Here is a 16,332-nt window from a genome sequence, read left to right as displayed (position 1 = left end):
TTCTAAAATAAAATCTGTTATGCACTCACCGCAACACTGTCGGCTTTAATCTGCACCTTATAGCTAGCTACCGAGACCGTTGGGTTCTCTAGGCAGATGCCGGTTTCAAGATTAAAACGTTGCTTTTTAAGTGGGCTTGCTACCCAAAGCTGACCTTGATGCTCACAAATCAATCCGCGCGACAATACGTTCGAATTAGCAAAAGGGTCCATGTTATTAATGGCAAATACTTGCTCATTGTTACGTGGGCGAAAAAGGGCTACTTGCTGGCCATTTACTAGCGCGCAAATACCGGTACCTGGGGTAATATCGTTTAACTTACAAACGGTTTCGAAACTCATGATTATGCCTCCAACTCAACGTGTAGAATGTCGCCTTTTGCCTGTGGGTGTTTCTCGGCAAAAGTAGCCGGGCGATGCTGTTCGCGCTCGCTAACAAACACTACGTTTTCATCACGTTGGTCGCTATTAATGAAATGAGCAAAACGTTTAAGTTGCGCTTCGTCGTTTAGAGTGTCGCTCCACTCACAGCTATAGCTCGCAACCAATTTAGCCACGTCGGCTTCTAGTTGTTGGTTAATGCCAAGCTTGTCGTTTACAACTACTTCACGCAGGTAATCAACACCGCCTTCTAGGTTCTCTAACCAAACCGAAGTACGTTGTAATTTGTCGGCGGTGCGAATGTAGAACATCATGAAACGATCTACGTATTTAATTAGGGTTTCTTGGTCTAAGTCTGCGGCCAGTAAATCACCGTGGCGCGGTTTCATACCGCCGTTGCCGCCTACGTACATATTCCAGCCCGCATCGGTGGCGATAATGCCTAAATCTTTACCTTGGGCTTCGGCACATTCGCGGGTACAACCCGATACACCAAACTTCATTTTGTGAGGAGTACGAATGCCTTTGTAACGGTTTTCTAACATTACGCCCAAACCAACACTGTCTTGCACACCAAAACGACACCAAGTGCTACCCACACAGGTTTTAGCCATGCGTAAGGCTTTGCCGTAGGCTTGGCCAGTTTCGTAACCAGCAGCAATTAACTTGCGCCAAATATTAGGAAGGTCATCTTTTTGCGCACCAAATAAACCAATGCGCTGGGCGCCTGTCACTTTAGTGTACAGGGCATATTCTTCGGCCACTTCAGCCAGTACGCCAAGTGCTTTAGGAGTAACTTCGCCACCGGCCATGCGCGGAATCACCGAATAGGTGCCGTCTTTTTGCATGTTGCCAAGGAAGTTATCGTTGGTATCTTGCAGGCTTACTAACTCTGGCGCCAATACGTGGTCGCCCCAGCAAGAAGCTAAAATAGAGCCAACGGCTGGTTTACATACTTCACAGCCGTAACCTTTACCGTGTTTGTTTAATACCTGTTCAAAGCTTTTATGGCCTTCAATTCGAACTAGGTGGAACAACTCTTGGCGTGAGTATTCAAAATGTTCACAAAGGTGGTTATTAACTTCTACGCCGGCTTTAGCCAACTCTGCATTTAGTACTTGGCCAATTAGCGGTAAACAACCACCACAGCCAGTACCTGCATTAGTAGAGGCTTTAATCTCGGCCATAGTCGTTTGACCATCGGCCACTGCTGCAGCTATCTTACCTTTGGTAACATCGAAGCAAGAACAAATAACTGCTGAATCAGGTAAAGAGTCTGCGCCCATTGCAGGTTTTTCTGCACCCGCATGAGCAGGCAAGATAAGCGTGTCTGGATGTTCAGGTAAATCAATGTCGTTAAGTTTAAGCTGGAGTAAGTTGCCGTAATCAGCGGTATCGCCCACTAACACTGCACCTAATAGTTTTTTGCCGTCTTCTGAAACGATCAGGCGTTTATACACACCCTCTTCATCGTTTTGGTAAACAAAACTCTTACAGTTTGGCGTGCGACCATTAGCATCACCAATGCTGCCTACCTTTACTCCCAGTAACTTAAGCTTGGCACTCATGTCTGCGCCTTCAAAAGCACCGTTGTTACCTAACAGGTGATCTACCGCTACCTGCGCCATTTTGTAACCAGGTGCCACTAAACCAAAGAAACTCTCGTTCCAAGAGGCACACTCACCAATGGCGTAGATGTTTTCGTCTGAAGTTAAACATTGATCGTTAATCGCAATACCGCCGCGAGGTGCAATGCTTAGCTCAGATTGACGTGCTAGCTTATCTTGCGGACGAATACCGGTAGAGAACACAATGAAATCAACTTCTAGCTTGGTTTCATCGGCAAATTGCATGGTATTACGAGCATGCTCACCTTGCGCTTGGATCTCTAAAGTGTTTTTGCTGGTATGCACTTGCACACCCATGCGCTCAATTTTGTTGCGCAGTAATAAACCACCTTGCTGGTCGAGCTGCTCGGCCATTAATACTGGAGCAAACTCAATAACATGGGTTTCTACACCTAGCGCTTTTAAAGCACCCGCCGCTTCTAGACCTAATAGGCCACCACCTACAACGGCACCGCTCTTACTCTTTTTAGCAGATGCTTCAATGGCTTTTAAATCTTCAATGGTACGGTAAACAAAGCAGTCTTTATTTTCGCTACCTTTAATCGGTGGAACCCAAGGGTAAGAACCCGTAGCCATTACTAGTTTGTCGTAAGCAATCTCACGACCAGTGCTTGAATACACCACTTTTTGCTCACGGTTGATATTGATAGCACGTTCGCCAAGCAATACCTCAATGCCGTGTTTTTCGTAGAAGCCATGTTTAACAAGAGACAGCTCTTCAGCGGTGTGATGAGAAAAATATGAAGACAAGTGAACACGATCGTAGGCAACTCGAGGCTCTTCACAGAAAACTGTTACGTCGAATTGGCTTAAGTCAGCCTTCTCGACCAAATCTTCTAAATAACGGTGCCCCACCATACCGTTACCAACAACTACTAGCTTCAGCTTGCTCATAGATTTTCCAGCGACAAAATAAGATTAATGCGCGGATAATAAGATGTAACAAAAATAAAAGAATGATGTAGATCAATAACAACTTTAAACTACCCTAAAGAGGTATATTGAATATTTAACCATCAAAATCTGTAATATAATTACATTTGGGTAATAAAGTGACGCTAAAATTCACGTACTCCGGCAATCTTGATTTTGTAAAATCGCGGAAATGATTTTTACAAAGCTACTCAAAATAGGTAGTTGGTTTGAAAATTAAGCACCGTTATTTAGCCCTCGACTACACTTGAAAAATACAAAGGTTAATAAACTAAAAAGATAATGATAAGAAAGTTAAGTAAATGTTATTTAGGTATATTTTGTTTACTGGTGAGTTTGCTAAGCGCATTTTCGCACCCAGCATTTGCTGTTAAAAACATCAATTTAACCAGTGGTGAATGGCCACCTTATCTTTCAATAGACTTGGCAAAAGGCGGCATAGCCGCACAAATTGTTAGCGAAGCTTTTGCTCAAAAAGGTATCAAAACGTATTACGGTTACTACCCATGGAAACGCTCATATGAATATGCTCGACGTGGCTATGGCGCAGCAAGCTTTAAGTGGCACGGCAGCTTAGCCTGGATTAAAACCGAACAGCGCGAACGACACTTTTGGTTTAGCGAGCCCATTGTAAGTGGTAGTGAAGTTTTGTTTTCCTTGAAGTCGAAACCGGTACATTGGCAAAAAATAGAAGACTTAGAAGGTATTACAATAGGCGGAACATTATCCGCCGCTTACCCCACCCTGGAACAAGCAGCGCGCAGCAAACTGATTACCTTAGATAAAGTGGGAGATTACCAAAGCCTATTTGAACGCTTGTTGTATCAACGCATCGATGCAATAGCGCTAACCAAAACCGTTGCCTTGCACTACATGACCAATCATTTGAGCGAAGCAGAGATCCAGCAAATTACCTATTCCGAAACTCTTGTAGAGCAACGCCACTTTCGGCTTATGCTCTCTAAAAAACATCAGGAAAATCAGCACTATTTGCTGCAATTTAACCAAGGTTTACAAAAGCTCAAAACAAGCGGCCGTTACGCAGAGCTTTTAAAGCAGCTAGAGTCTAGGTTGGGCTCACCGTTAAATTAACGGCAAACACCGACTATTTAGCGTTAGTTTCCGCTATTTTTACAGCTTTCAAGTGAGTTGATTGGCGCTATGCTTTAGCTTTGTTATTCATCCTGTGAGCATTCATGAGCCGCTTAAATCAACAACTTGGCATCAGCCAAGGTATCGCATTACTCGCCACATCTTTACTTGGCACTGGCATCTTTGTTGTTCCTGCTATTGCCGCCAGCATTGCCGGACACAGTTCTTTATTAGCCTGGCTATTGCTGATTAGCTTGGTATTGCCAATTGCCTTTACCTTTGCGGCATTAGGCAAGCGTTATCCACACGCCGGCGGGGCCGCTCACTTTGTTGCCAAAGCCTTAGGGCCTCGGGCCGAAAAGCTCACGGCCTTTTTATTCATTTCGGTGTTACCGGTTGGCTTGCCTGCTGCGCTAATGATGGCGACCGGATTTTGGCAGGCGATGTTTTCTATTACGCCAAATACCGCCTTAATCATTCAACTTGGTACGCTGCTCAGCATGTGGCTATTAGGCATGGGAGGCGCAAAACTCTCAGGCAATATTCAAGGTTTAATTGCGATTGCGATTGTATTGCTTGTAGCGGCACTGTGGTGGCAAGGCGATGTGCAAGCAGGCGATTATCAGCTTCCTGAACAGATCGATATTCCTAGCATTGCTCCTGCATTAGCTGTGATGTTTTGGTGTTTTGTAGGCATTGAAGCTTTTGCCCATATGGGCGAGGAGTTTCGTCGGCCAGAACGAGATTTCCCCATTGCCTTATTATTGGGTGTGTTTTTAGCAGGCGCCGTGTACTGGGCGGCGTCGGTGGTGGTGCTTAAATACGGCAGCTATGGAGACCAACTAGCCAATACCCAATCACTGCCTCATTTAGTTGCCATTATCTTTGGTCAAAAAGCCAAGTGGCTAGCCGCCATTGTGGGTTATTTAGCTTGTTACGCCAGCATCAATATTTATATACAAGGCTTTTCGCGCTTGCTCTGGAGCATGGCCGATGAAGGTCAGCGGCTAAAACCGTTAGCGCGTTTATCCAAAAATAAAATTCCACAACATGCACTTAGCACCATTGTTTTAGTTTGTGCAGTTAGCTGTGTTGCAGCCTGGCTATTTGAGTTACCACTGGACGAGTTAATCCGTTATGCCAATGGCAATTTCATCATGGTTTATCTGTTGAGTATGCTAGCTGGCGCCATTTTATTGCGTGGTTTTTTTAAGGTACTCGCCATAGTCGGCGTGCTGCTTTGTTGCTTGCTGTTAGTTGCCTTAGGTCAGCAGAGCATTTACGTATTGCTTCTGTGTGCAGCTTTCTTGCTGTTGCAAGTTGCTTTTAAACAGCTACAAACGCGAATCAAGGTGGGCGCCAATAGCTGATCAGCAACTACAGCCCTAGTAGCGTATTTACCTCTGGGTTAAACCAGCCACATAGATAGAATTTAACAGTCGTCTATTTTGCTTAATCGCTTGCGGCTTCAACTCAATTACCGTAGGCTAAAAATTCATCATTAAGGAAATGATATGACCGCATTTTTAACCACAAATCAGCCAAGTCGCTTACTCGCACCCAGTGCAAGTATTTGCTTGGTTAAACTGTGGCTGCTGCTTATTTCTAGCAGCGGTGAAATGTAGATATTTTTTCACTGGCTGCGAAGTGCAGCCAGACCTTATTTGCCCTTCGTAGCCTTATCCAACTCCTAAAACAAGGCTCGCAAGGACATGACTATCAGTAAAACTAGCAACATCTTCGCTTCCATTCCGCGCTTTTCTCAAGCAGCTAAAGGGCTCTGTTTGGCCTTGGTGGCCACCGCATTGTTTTCTCTTAAGGGAATTTGGATCAAGCTGGCTTACCAATTTGGCATCGACCCTGCCAGCCTAATGACACTGCGCATGGCTTTTAGCCTGCCGATTTACCTAATGTTAGCATTGTACTGGTGGAGGTTAGGTCGCTTAGAACATCAAAAACTGAAAGGTAACATTCTGCCGGCTGCGCTGGTTGGCATAGCAGGGTATTACCTAGCTAGCTTTTTAGATTTAAGTGGCTTGCAATTCATCTCGGCACCGCTTGAGCGGGTGGTATTGTATGCCTACCCTGGATTTACCATTTTGCTTGCTTGGTTAGTTTACCGTCAAAAGCCGCAGTTAATTGTGGTGCTTGCCCTGCCCCTTAGCTGGTTAGGCGTGGGGTTAATGATGTGGAGTGAAGCCGGCCATCAGCATGATCCCCAGCAACTTATCTGGGGAACCAGCTTGGTTATCGCTAGCGCCTTTAGTTTTGCTTTTTACTTGGTCTTTAGCAAAAACATTGTGGCCAAGATCGGCAGCCAAGCTTTTACTCTTATTGCAATGATTGCCGCCAGTATTGCTATTTTCATCCACTTTAGTTTGCACGGGGACTTTACTGCACTGCTCAACTATCCCGGTCAGGTTTATTGGTATGCGGCTTATATGGCGCTGTTTTCTACGGTCATTCCCTCATTTTTGTTTAGTGAGGCTATCCATCGTATCGGCGCACAACGCACTGCGATTAGTGGCAGTGCAGGTCCAGTTTTTACCTTAATAATGGCTGCTTGGATATTGGGCGACAGTATTGGTGTTCTGCAAATTGCTGGTATTGGCCTAGTTGTGGTGGCCGTGGCGCTATTAAACAAGAACTAAGCAAACAAGGCATAGCCTAAGGCTATGTCTTGTTTTATTCTCAGCTTACACTGCTGCATCTGGCCATAACCTTAAATACAATGACAACGCTTAAATATTTAGCCGCTTACCCCGAGGCACTCACCAGCAAAATTGAAGATCTGCTTAAACAGCACCGTTTAGCCGAGTTTCTATTAAATAAGTACCCTACAAGGCATGACATATATAACGATAAAGCCCTACGCGACTATTGTTTGTCACTTAAAAACCAATATATGCGTAAATCGGCACCGCTGAGTAAGGTCGTTTTTGATAAGAAAATTCATGTGGTAAACCATGCTTTAGGTTTACATACGTATGTATCGCGAGTTCAGGGAAGTAAATTAAAGAGTAAAAATGAAATAAGAGTGAGTAGCTTGTTTCAAAACGTGCCTGAGCCGTTTTTAAACATGATCGTGGTACACGAACTCGCTCATCTAAAAGAAAAACAGCATAACAAAGCCTTTTACCAACTGTGCCAGCATATGCTGCCTAATTACCATCAGCTTGAGTTTGATACGCGGGTTTACCTTACTCAACTAGAAGAAGTTGGGCCAATTTACTAGCCCAACTGTTTGTTTTTAACCTAAGCTACTGCACCAGCGCCTTTAGGATTAGCGCCATAGTTGTTGTCTTCGTGGCTATCTGATGCCAAGAAAATCAACAGTATAATCGCACCAATCAGCGGAATAAGGGCAATAAGCTGCCACCAACCGCTGCGACCAGTATCATGTAAACGCCTAGCAGCGATACTAATACTTGGGATGATTAGACCTAGCGTTAGCACTAGCGAAAGCAAAGGTAAGCCAATAATGGCATCGATAATGTTCGCTGCTATGCCAAAAATGAAGTAGAACAAGATGAACATCCAGTACTCTTTTCTACGAGCTCGTCCTGAAAAATCTGCGTATTTTTTTAACGCCCCAATAAAGTATTCCATTATGTTCCTTTTATATCTTTTACTAAACCAATCTAAAACTGGTGCTCGTAGCACCAGTTGAAAATAAAGTTAAGCCATTGTTATAAAAGAAACTATGATATAAGTCACTTGATCATCAATAAGCTATTTTAAGTACTGCTCAACTCAGCTATTTACCAACCTGCTACCACCTTTGGTGCGATAGCCTTTTAAGGTTGACGCTACAGCTGCTTCACTCAATTGTTCAACCGCTTGTACTGACGAAATATTAGCTTGTTTATTCACCTCAGATTGCATGCGCCGATTGCGAAATAACATTAAGGTCTTGGCCTATTTCACCCATTAAACGCTCACTAGTTTCGGCCTGTTGCACTGTTTTTTATGTTAAGCCCGATAGCAGCTTAGTTCCCGATGGCAGATCTTCAATCATGCTTTGAACTTCCACCGTAGCGTCTTGGGTTCGCAGGGCTAAGCTGGGCACTTCATCGGCCACAACAGCAAAATCATCTAGCTTTTATATGCAACTTGCAAAACACCGCACAATTGGCTAATAGCACCGGTGGGAAAATTGCGGGCACCAGCTTCAACAGCTTGTTTCGCCAAGTAATTACTACGAAATAAAACATCTTACTGTAATCTGTCCTAGGCTTAACAAATAGCAAAAATGCTCGCTGCAAAGCACTTGTATAATGCACCTAGCATACTGTAGAGTATTTACTCTAATACCATAAGGACTGTGTTAAAGTGATAAGACACTTTTGGGGTTTAAACCTAGCTAGCCTTGGCTGCCTAGTTAGCCTATTTCTGCCAGTAAATGCTAATGCCATTAGCTTCGAGCAAGCATGGCAAGATGTGCTAGAGAAAAACCAAAGCCTCGCGGCCAACAAAGAAAGCGTAGCCCGCAGTGAAGCACTGCGCGACGCTGCAAAAGATCTCTACTACCCCAAAGTAGATTTAACCGGTAATTACACCCGTTTAGAAAAACCCGTTTCGCTTGATTTAAAAGACTTAGAGCCTTTGGCATCACTCGATTTAAGTGGTTTAGACCCCGCGCTAGGGCAAATTTTAGCGCCGCTTTTAAACTTACCAACGGTAACTAACTTCACTGAGCAAGACATTACCACTAGCTCCATTCGGGCAATTTGGCCGTTATATACTGGTGGCCGTCGCGGCGCCGCCATCGATATCGCGCGTGAGCAAAATATTGAGGCTGGAAAAGTACTCGCCATGCAACAGCAAGCTAAATTTGAAGACCTCGCCAAAGTTTACTTTGGGGTGGTGCTGGCTGCACAAGTAGCAGAAACCTATAAAGAGGTGGAAGACGGGCTAAAAAAACATCAACGTAATGCGGTAAAGCTAGAGCAGCAAGGACAAATCGCCTTTGTAGAGCGACTGCAAGCGGATGCCTCTTACGATAAGGCCAAGGTTGATACCAGAAAAGCCCTGCGAAATTATGAAATTGCCCAGTTAGCCTTAAAAGAATTACTGCATGCCCAACAGGCTATTCAACCCAGTACTAGCTTATTCACTCAAGCCGACATCCCCGAGCTAGAAAGCTATATGTCGCAAACCCTAAACAGTTATCCCGGTTTAGCGATATTGGACAGTAAATCAAAACAAGCTAAAAAGATGGTGACCATAGCTAAAGGCGGTTACATGCCAGAGGTATACATGTTTGGTAACTATGACATCTACAAAGGCGACAGCTTAGCCGCTAAATACGCGCCCGACTGGATGGTGGGGGTTGGTGTGTCGGTGCCAATTATTGATAACTCTGGTCGCTCCGGCAAAGTAAATGCCGCCAATAGCACCGTGCTGCAGATTTCTTATATTCGTGCCCAAGCAGAGCGCGACCTAGGCTTGCTGGTAGAAAAAACCTATCGAGAAGCCGAGTTAGCATTAGAAGAATACCAAGGACTAGAATCCACCTTGGCGCTAGCAAAAGAAAACTTACGTATTCGACTAAAAGCCTTTAGCCAAGGTTTAGCGACATCTCTCGACGTTGTGGATGCCGAGATGTACCAAGCAAGCGTGAAAACTCAGCGTCAATCAGCTGCTTATAGCCATGTAATTGCTTTGGCTAAACTCACTGCCTTAAGTGGTGAAATGGCCAATTTTTCTCAATATTATCGATTTAACTAGGGTCTATTATGCGTAAATTTTCCGCGGTGTTACCCATTGTGCCCTTGCTGGCGATTATTGCTTGGGTTGCTTATTCGTTTTGGCAAGCTTACCAGCCGCAGCCCTATACGCTGCAAGGCCAGATTGAAGCTCAGCAGTACAATATTTCATCCAAAGTAGCTGGGCGGATCGACCAAGTATTAGTGAGAAAAGGCGACCAAGTAGAGCCTGGGCAACTAATCTTTTCCATCACTAGTCCTGAATTAGATGCCAAATTAGAGCAAGCCAAAGCCGGCCAACAAGCAGCATCAGCCATGGCTGAGCAAGCTGAAAACGGCGCTAGAGCACAAGAAATAGCCGCAGCTAAAGACCAGTGGCAAAAAGCTTTAGCGGCAGCTAACTTAGCAGAAAAAACCTACCAACGGGTTGATAACCTATACAAAGATGGCGTGGTTGCCGAGCAAAAACGCGACGAAGCTTACACCCAATGGCAAGCAGCGCGTTATACCGAAAATGCCGCCTCGCAGATGTATCAACTGGCCAAAGAAGGTGCCCGTGACGAAACTAAGCGCGCAGCCTTAGAACAAGCCCGCGCAGCAGCAGGCGTAGTAGCAGAGGTAGAAGCCTTCACCAGTGACACCTTAGTGACAAGCTGGCACTCTGGCGAGGTAAGCCAACTGCTGCTGCAAAGTGGCGAGTTAGCGCCAACCGGCTTCCCGGTGGTATCTATTATTGATATGCAAGATGCTTGGTTGGTATTGCACGTTCGTGAAGATCAACTTAGCCAATTTCAAAAGGGTCAACAGTTTAGTGCCATGCTACCGGCCCTAAATAATCAAAGTTATAAGTTTGAAGTAGCCCATGTGGCAGTAATGGGCGACTTTGCTACGTGGCGCGCCACCGATAGCCGTACTGGCTTTGATTTACGTACCTTTGAAGTAGAAGCCCGCCCCTTGCAGCAGATAGAGCAATTACGTGTAGGCATGAGCGCCATCGTTGAGCTTGAGCAACCTTAAGATGAATGACACCAGCGAACCGCCGCTTAGTCTAAGGCAACTGTATCAACAACAGTGGCTTTTGCTGCGTGACAATCGCTGGCTAATGGCCATGCTCACCTGGTTGCCATTGTTCGCTTTTTTAGCCGTTTGGTGGGTATTTTCTTCAGGTTTAACCCGTGAGCTACCGATTGCCGTGGTTGACCACGATCATAGCCAGTTATCGCGCAGCCTAATTAATCACTATGATGCTAGCCCAACCCTAAAAGTACGCAGTGTTTACGGTGAACCACAAGCCCGCTCTATGTTGCGCACCGGGGAAGTATCGGCTTTAGTAATAATTCCAGCCGATATGGAAAAGCATACCAAGCTGGCACAAACACCTAGCGTTGCGGCTTATTACAACAGCCAGTTCATGGTAATTGGCAAACAAATTAACTCTGCTTTGCAACAAGCTCACGGTACTTTTAGTGCCAAAGTTGCTGTGGCAAAAGCGCTAAGCCACGGCAATACCCAAACTTTACAAGCATTGGGTAGTGCTGTGCCTATTCGCAATCAAATCAGCGCCCTATATAACGGCAATAGCAACTATGCCCAGTTTATTGTATCGGCAGCATTACCTGCATTTTGGCAAATTTTGATTATGACGGTAATGATTTTGGCACTGGGCTCAGAACTAAAAAACAATAGCTTTAAAAGCTGGTTAGCCAAGCAAGCTTGGCAAAAGCTAACCATAAAACTTAGCTTTTTTGGCGCTTTGTTGTGGCTGCAAGGCATATTACTGTGCACCTTAATGTTTCACGGCTTTGACTGGCCAATGCGAGGCTCTTGGAGTGTATTACTACTGGCCTTACTGTTGTGTGTGGTTGCCTCTCAAGCCATCGCCTTAATTTTTATGCTGCTGTTTGAAGATGTAGCACGGGCGCTCAGTTTTGCAGGCGCTCTTACAGCACCTAGCTTTGCTTTTATGGGGGTAACATTTCCGGTCAGCGACATGCCTTGGTTCGCCCAATTTTGGCGACAACTTATTCCGATAACCCACTATATTGAAGTGCAAATAGCCCAAGCCAACTACGGCGCTAGCGCTTTACAATCATTACCTAACTTATCGGCTTTATTACTATTCGGCATCGCCTTTATCAGCGCTGCGTGGCTGGTAAAAATACGCTTTAGTAATCCACACAACGTGGAACTAAACACATGAACACATGCTTGTTATTGCGTATAGAACTGCGCAGAATTCTTAGTAATCGGGCACTTATACTCACAGTATTTGGCGGTTTACTGCTGTACGCTTTTTTGTATCCTCAACCCTACTTAAACCAAACGCCATTACAACAACCGATTGCGGTAATTAATGCTGATGGCAGCCAACTAAGTCGCCAGTTAATTCGTATGGTAGACGCCAGCCCTTTGCTAAAAGTGACCAGCCAAGTTGCTAGCATTGAAGAAGCTCAACAACAGTTGGTGGAGCGTGAAGTAGGTGGATTATTGGTGATTCCCGAGCATTTCTATAGAGATGTATTAATGGGCCGCTCACCCACTTTATCTTATGCTGGGGATGCGTCTTACTTTTTGGTTTATGGAACTATAGTGCAAGGCTTAGCCAGTACCTCTGGCACCTTAGCGGCACAAGTAAAAGTAGCCAAGATGGTAGCCGATGGCATCCCGCTAGCACTTGCCAGCACCTTACATTCACCCATTCAGCTAAATGCCAATGCAGCCTTTAATGCCCACCAAGGCTATCTGGATTATGTCATTCCTGCAGTGTTTATTGTGATTTTGCACCAAACGCTACTCATCGCAGTTGGGCTACATGCTGCGCCAGCCCCTACCTCACAATCAACATTATTAAGGCGAGCCAGCCCCTGGCAATTAGTGCTGGTTCGCAGCTTACTATTTAGCTTGATCTATAGTTTGATGAGCAGTTTTTATTTTGGTGTGGTATTAAATTTGTACGGAGTACATCATTGGGCGAACATTGCCCATATCTGCCAGCTTCTATTGCCTTTTTTAATCGCTACTGCAGGCTTAGCCCAATGTATTGCGGTGATGCTACCTAAACGAGACTACGCCACCATAGTTGGTTTAATGACCTCGCTACCAACAGTATTTGTATGTGGCTTTATCTGGCCGCTTAGCTCTATTCCACCTGCAATTAACATTATTGCCGATCTAGTACCTGCTAAACCAATGGTGTTAGCGATGTTAAAACTCAATCAAATGGGCGCCAGCTTTAGCGAGATTCAAGGCCACTTTGCTCATCTATGGATACTGGCGATTACCTTTAGTAGCTTAGCGCTAACCTTACTCCATATGCAAAAAGCGAAAGCGACTCCATCTCTCAACAAGGTCGAAAAGCTACTTTGATAAACTGACATTTATCCTAAAAACTAAACATTCTTTAAATCATTAGCTTAATTAGCAAAAGGAAAAGTAATTTTCATAAGCTCGAAGCGCTCACATCTTAAATACACAATTACAACAACTTATCAATACTTGTCACAGTTCTAGTTGCTCACCCTGTAAACAAATTTGTGCAGTGTTAAGTTTTAGGTGTAGAGCAATTTGCTCGCACCTTGCAACCTTGGTTTAGGCCGGTTGTGCGTGTGATTAGGCCGTTTGCCTGACACATCAGTGATTAACATTGGATGGTGGGAATACTATGGAACAGTTTTATTTTACTTATTACGTAAACTACTTTGCTCGAAAAGCTAACAAGCTTAAAAAGGTAAAAGTACACTCATAAGTTGCTCTCGGTAACATAGGCCTTCTCTGCGGTATCTGGAAAGAATTGATAAGACCTAAAAGCCAGCTTTGCTTGCAAGGCTGGCTTTTTTATTTCTAGCGGCTTAAGTTAGCTTCACAACAACATGTAAGCCTGGCTGTTGGTTCTGCAATTTAATCTCACCCCCATGCAAACGAACAATCGCTCTCACTAGTGGCAAACCCAGACCGTAACCAGGGCTATTGCGGCTACTTTCTAATCGATATAAACGCTGAAATACTTTGTCTAATTCGGCCTCTGGAATACCAGGGCCATTGTCGCTCACGGCAAAGCCATTAGCCTTAACGCTTAATTGAATTTGCGCTTTCTCACCGGCATATTTGCTGGCGTTTTCTAGTAAGTTATAAACCGCTCGAAACAACAGAGTGGCATCGCCTTTTAAATAACACGCTTGCTCCACATGTAACGAAACAGTTTGCTGGCGCTCGGCACATAAGGGATGAATCAGCTCCACGGCATCTTCAGCAATCTGCTCCAACTCTACTTCACTAAAGCTAGATTGTTGCTGATGTTCTAAACGGGTAAGCTCCAGCATCGAGCTAAACGTCGCTAATATGCCATCAAGCTCCTGCAGCATACTCCCTAATTGTTCAGGACTTACTGCTTGCTGCTCACTATCGAGTAATGCTTGCTCTAGTCGCAAACGCAAACGGCCCAAAGGGGTGCGTAAATCGTGCGCAATGGCATCGGTTACCCCGGCTATGGCATCAAATGAATGCTCGACCTGCGACAACATTTTATTGATGTGCGTGGCCATGTGATCAAACTCATCGTTACGTGGACTCAACGCTACTCGAGCACTTAACTCACCCGCTTCCACTTGTTGAACAATACGATTAATACTGTTTACCCGTCGCAATACTTGCGCCGAGAAAAACCACCCCGTCACAATGCCTAAAACCAAGGCCAAACTTAGTGCAACAATGCTTGCCTGAATAAAGTGTTCACGTAAATCAAACAGCGCTTCGTCGTCGCTGGCTACCATCAGCCGCCCACCTTCCAGAGTTTGCACACAGCCAGAATAAAGACGAATTTTGTTGTAGTTGTAGACGGGGAAACGCTTTAATGCCGGGCACTGAGCCAAGCGTTTGGGAATAGCATCTAAGCGCCCATAGGTTGTTTGGCCATTATCAAAGGCCAGTACAAATTGGCGAGATTGCTCAGCCTGTAATAAAAATTGGCTGATAAAGTCTTGCGAGTTTAACTCTTTAGCTAACAAGCTTTGTTGTTGAATCAACTGGCCAAGCTGCTGGTCTTGACTCCGACTTAGCTGGCCAATGCTTAGCTGATACAGTACCCACAACAAAATCCCCACTACTAGCATCAGCAGTGCGGTATACATTCGAGTTAATCGCCAAATTGAGCTAGTGCGGGTTAACCGCCACATATAGCCAGTTTGACGTTTACTTTTCCACCATGCGGTAACCCACGCCACGCACGGTTTCAAGTAAGGGGCTATGGCCATCCAGCTCTACCTTTTTTCGTAAACGTGCCACATGCACATCAATAACATTGGTTTGTGGATCAAAATCGTAATTCCACACCGCTTCAAACAATAAGGTGCGGGTAACTACCTGGCCAGCATGCTCCATTAAATAGCGCAATAACTTAAACTCTTTTGGCTGCAGCTGGATTTCTTGCTGACCTCGCCATACCCGCCTTGCTAATAGATCCATGCTCAAGTCGGCTACTTGTAACTTATTTAAACTTGGCTCTGTTTGACCACGTTGACGCTGCAGCAAAATCTCGATGCGCACCAATAACTCAGCTAAAGCAAAAGGCTTAACTAAGTAATCATCACCGCCTTCTCGCAAGCCTTTGACTCGTTCATCTACGCTGTCTAAGGCACTAAGTATTAGCACGGGTAAGTGCTTATTAGCATTTCGCAGGGTAGACAACACCGTTAAACCATCAAGTTTAGGCAGCATGCGATCTAAAACAATTAGCTGATAATCCTGCTCTAAGGCCAGAAATAAACCCTCTTGCCCATCACTGGCTGCATCTACTTGATAGCCTTGCTCACTAAGCGCACGCTGCAAAAACTGCTGAGTAGTGAGATCATCTTCTACGATTAGTATTCGCACATTGCTTACCTTAAAAATGCCAAGAGGCAACACATTGGCTGCCTCTACTTTTGCGCTTAATGTTTTAAAACCGGAATGGTTTCACCACTTGCCACATCAACAATCACTCGCTGCTTGCCTTGCTCACCCAGTAGTTTGAATTTGTAAAAGGTAATGCCTTTTTCATTCTCTAATTCAAACTCAATAACTTGCGCTTGGTATTTGCTGTTCAGCATGGCCACAGTTTGTTGTAGGGACAGCTCAGATTCTGCTAGCTGCTCAAGCGCTATACGCTCGTCTTCATCTAATTTGCTTACACCCAATATGCTTAGCTTGCTGCTTTCGTTTTTAAGCATTTCGCCGTCGGCTAAGCTTAGCTTGAGTTTATGCTTTTGCTCTTGAGCAAGGTTTACTACATCTACCTCATAAACAGCTTGGCCGCGGTAATCATCTAACTCTAGCTCGGTAATTTGTCCTGGATAAGTGTTGTGCACTTTTTCAATTGCTTGCTCTAAGCTAAAACCCGCTTTTTTGATTGCTAAAGCTGAAAGCGCATCATCATCGGCCATCACCGCTGTAGACGTTAATGCAACCGCAGCAGCAACACAGATTTTTTTCGATAATTTAATTGGAAGTTTCATTTGGCTAATCCTCGTTGTGTAATCGACATGAGCAGATTACTAAAACCGCCCTTACCGCAAGGTGGCCACAACATTACATTTTGTTCATCTTAATAAAAACAGA

14 protein-coding genes are annotated in these 16,332 nt (G+C 44.8%); 8 read left to right on the top strand and 6 right to left on the bottom strand.

Annotated elements, in window-relative coordinates; translation table 11 throughout:
• Positions 1-17: 17 nt before the first annotated feature.
• Positions 18-344, bottom strand: a complete 327-nt coding sequence (gene nirD, locus OV592_RS00575) for a nitrite reductase small subunit NirD (RefSeq protein WP_246611979.1) — start codon at positions 342-344, stop codon at positions 18-20.
• A complete protein-coding gene (gene nirB, locus OV592_RS00570; protein ID WP_406610045.1) occupies positions 344-2,902 on the bottom strand; it encodes a nitrite reductase large subunit NirB in 2,559 nt (852 codons plus the stop codon). The genes nirD and nirB overlap by 1 nt, the downstream gene beginning before the upstream one ends.
• 321 nt (positions 2,903-3,223) lie before the next feature.
• On the opposite strand from nirB, the gene OV592_RS00565 reads away from it, so the two are divergent.
• The 4 genes from OV592_RS00565 (at position 3,224) to OV592_RS00550 (ending at position 7,268) form a co-directional block, all read left to right on the top strand.
• Positions 3,224-4,033: a substrate-binding periplasmic protein gene (locus OV592_RS00565; RefSeq protein ID WP_406610044.1), complete on the top strand. Its 810-nt coding sequence runs from the start codon at positions 3,224-3,226 to the stop codon at positions 4,031-4,033.
• Positions 4,034-4,137: 104 nt separating this feature from the next.
• Entirely contained in the window at positions 4,138-5,403 is a 1,266-nt protein-coding gene (gene yjeH / locus OV592_RS00560; RefSeq protein WP_406610043.1) for an L-methionine/branched-chain amino acid transporter, read from the top strand.
• A gap of 342 nt (positions 5,404-5,745) precedes the next feature.
• Positions 5,746-6,684, top strand: coding sequence for a DMT family transporter (locus tag OV592_RS00555; RefSeq protein WP_406610042.1), 939 nt, complete (start codon positions 5,746-5,748; stop codon positions 6,682-6,684).
• Positions 6,685-6,764: 80 nt separating this feature from the next.
• The gene (locus tag OV592_RS00550; protein ID WP_406610041.1) at positions 6,765-7,268 is read left to right on the top strand and encodes a M48 family metallopeptidase; all 504 of its coding nucleotides are present in this window, start codon (positions 6,765-6,767) and stop codon (positions 7,266-7,268) included.
• Positions 7,269-7,288: 20 nt separating this feature from the next.
• Here OV592_RS00550 and OV592_RS00545 read toward each other — a convergent pair whose 3' ends face one another.
• On the bottom strand, positions 7,289-7,642 hold the full coding sequence (locus OV592_RS00545; RefSeq protein ID WP_040306614.1) for a DUF805 domain-containing protein: 354 nt from the start codon (positions 7,640-7,642) through the stop codon (positions 7,289-7,291).
• 723 nt (positions 7,643-8,365) lie between these two features.
• On the opposite strand from OV592_RS00545, the gene OV592_RS00540 reads away from it, so the two are divergent.
• Genes OV592_RS00540 through OV592_RS00525 form a run of 4 tightly spaced genes read left to right on the top strand, consistent with a single transcriptional unit; the run spans position 8,366 to position 13,107 of the window.
• Positions 8,366-9,763 carry a TolC family protein gene (locus tag OV592_RS00540; protein ID WP_406610040.1) on the top strand — a complete coding sequence of 466 codons (1,398 nt, stop codon included), beginning with the start codon at positions 8,366-8,368 and terminating at the stop codon, positions 9,761-9,763.
• 8 nt (positions 9,764-9,771) lie between these two features.
• The gene (locus OV592_RS00535; protein WP_406610039.1) at positions 9,772-10,758 is read left to right on the top strand and encodes an HlyD family secretion protein; all 987 of its coding nucleotides are present in this window, start codon (positions 9,772-9,774) and stop codon (positions 10,756-10,758) included.
• Position 10,759: 1 nt separating this feature from the next.
• The gene (locus tag OV592_RS00530; RefSeq protein ID WP_406610038.1) at positions 10,760-11,941 is read left to right on the top strand and encodes an ABC transporter permease; all 1,182 of its coding nucleotides are present in this window, start codon (positions 10,760-10,762) and stop codon (positions 11,939-11,941) included.
• A complete protein-coding gene (locus OV592_RS00525) occupies positions 11,938-13,107 on the top strand; it encodes an ABC transporter permease (RefSeq protein ID WP_406610037.1) in 1,170 nt (389 codons plus the stop codon). The genes OV592_RS00530 and OV592_RS00525 overlap by 4 nt, the downstream gene beginning before the upstream one ends.
• Before the next feature lie 482 nt (positions 13,108-13,589).
• On the opposite strand, the gene OV592_RS00520 is transcribed toward OV592_RS00525, so the two are convergent.
• Genes OV592_RS00520 through OV592_RS00510 form a run of 3 tightly spaced genes read right to left on the bottom strand, consistent with a single transcriptional unit; the run spans position 13,590 to position 16,229 of the window.
• The gene (locus OV592_RS00520; protein WP_406610036.1) at positions 13,590-14,990 is read right to left on the bottom strand and encodes a sensor histidine kinase; all 1,401 of its coding nucleotides are present in this window, start codon (positions 14,988-14,990) and stop codon (positions 13,590-13,592) included.
• Positions 14,929-15,609 (bottom strand): response regulator transcription factor, encoded by a 681-nt coding sequence (locus OV592_RS00515; protein WP_016400004.1) that lies wholly within the window; start codon positions 15,607-15,609, stop codon positions 14,929-14,931. The genes OV592_RS00520 and OV592_RS00515 overlap by 62 nt, the downstream gene beginning before the upstream one ends.
• Positions 15,610-15,665: 56 nt before the next feature.
• The gene (locus OV592_RS00510; RefSeq protein ID WP_152783910.1) at positions 15,666-16,229 is read right to left on the bottom strand and encodes a PepSY domain-containing protein; all 564 of its coding nucleotides are present in this window, start codon (positions 16,227-16,229) and stop codon (positions 15,666-15,668) included.
• Between the last annotated feature and the right edge of the window lie 103 nt (positions 16,230-16,332).

It is taken from the genome of Agarivorans sp. JK6 (genome assembly GCF_045277145.1).
Classification (GTDB): domain Bacteria; phylum Pseudomonadota; class Gammaproteobacteria; order Enterobacterales; family Celerinatantimonadaceae; genus Agarivorans; species Agarivorans albus.
This window is presented reverse-complemented; position numbering and strand designations above follow the sequence as displayed.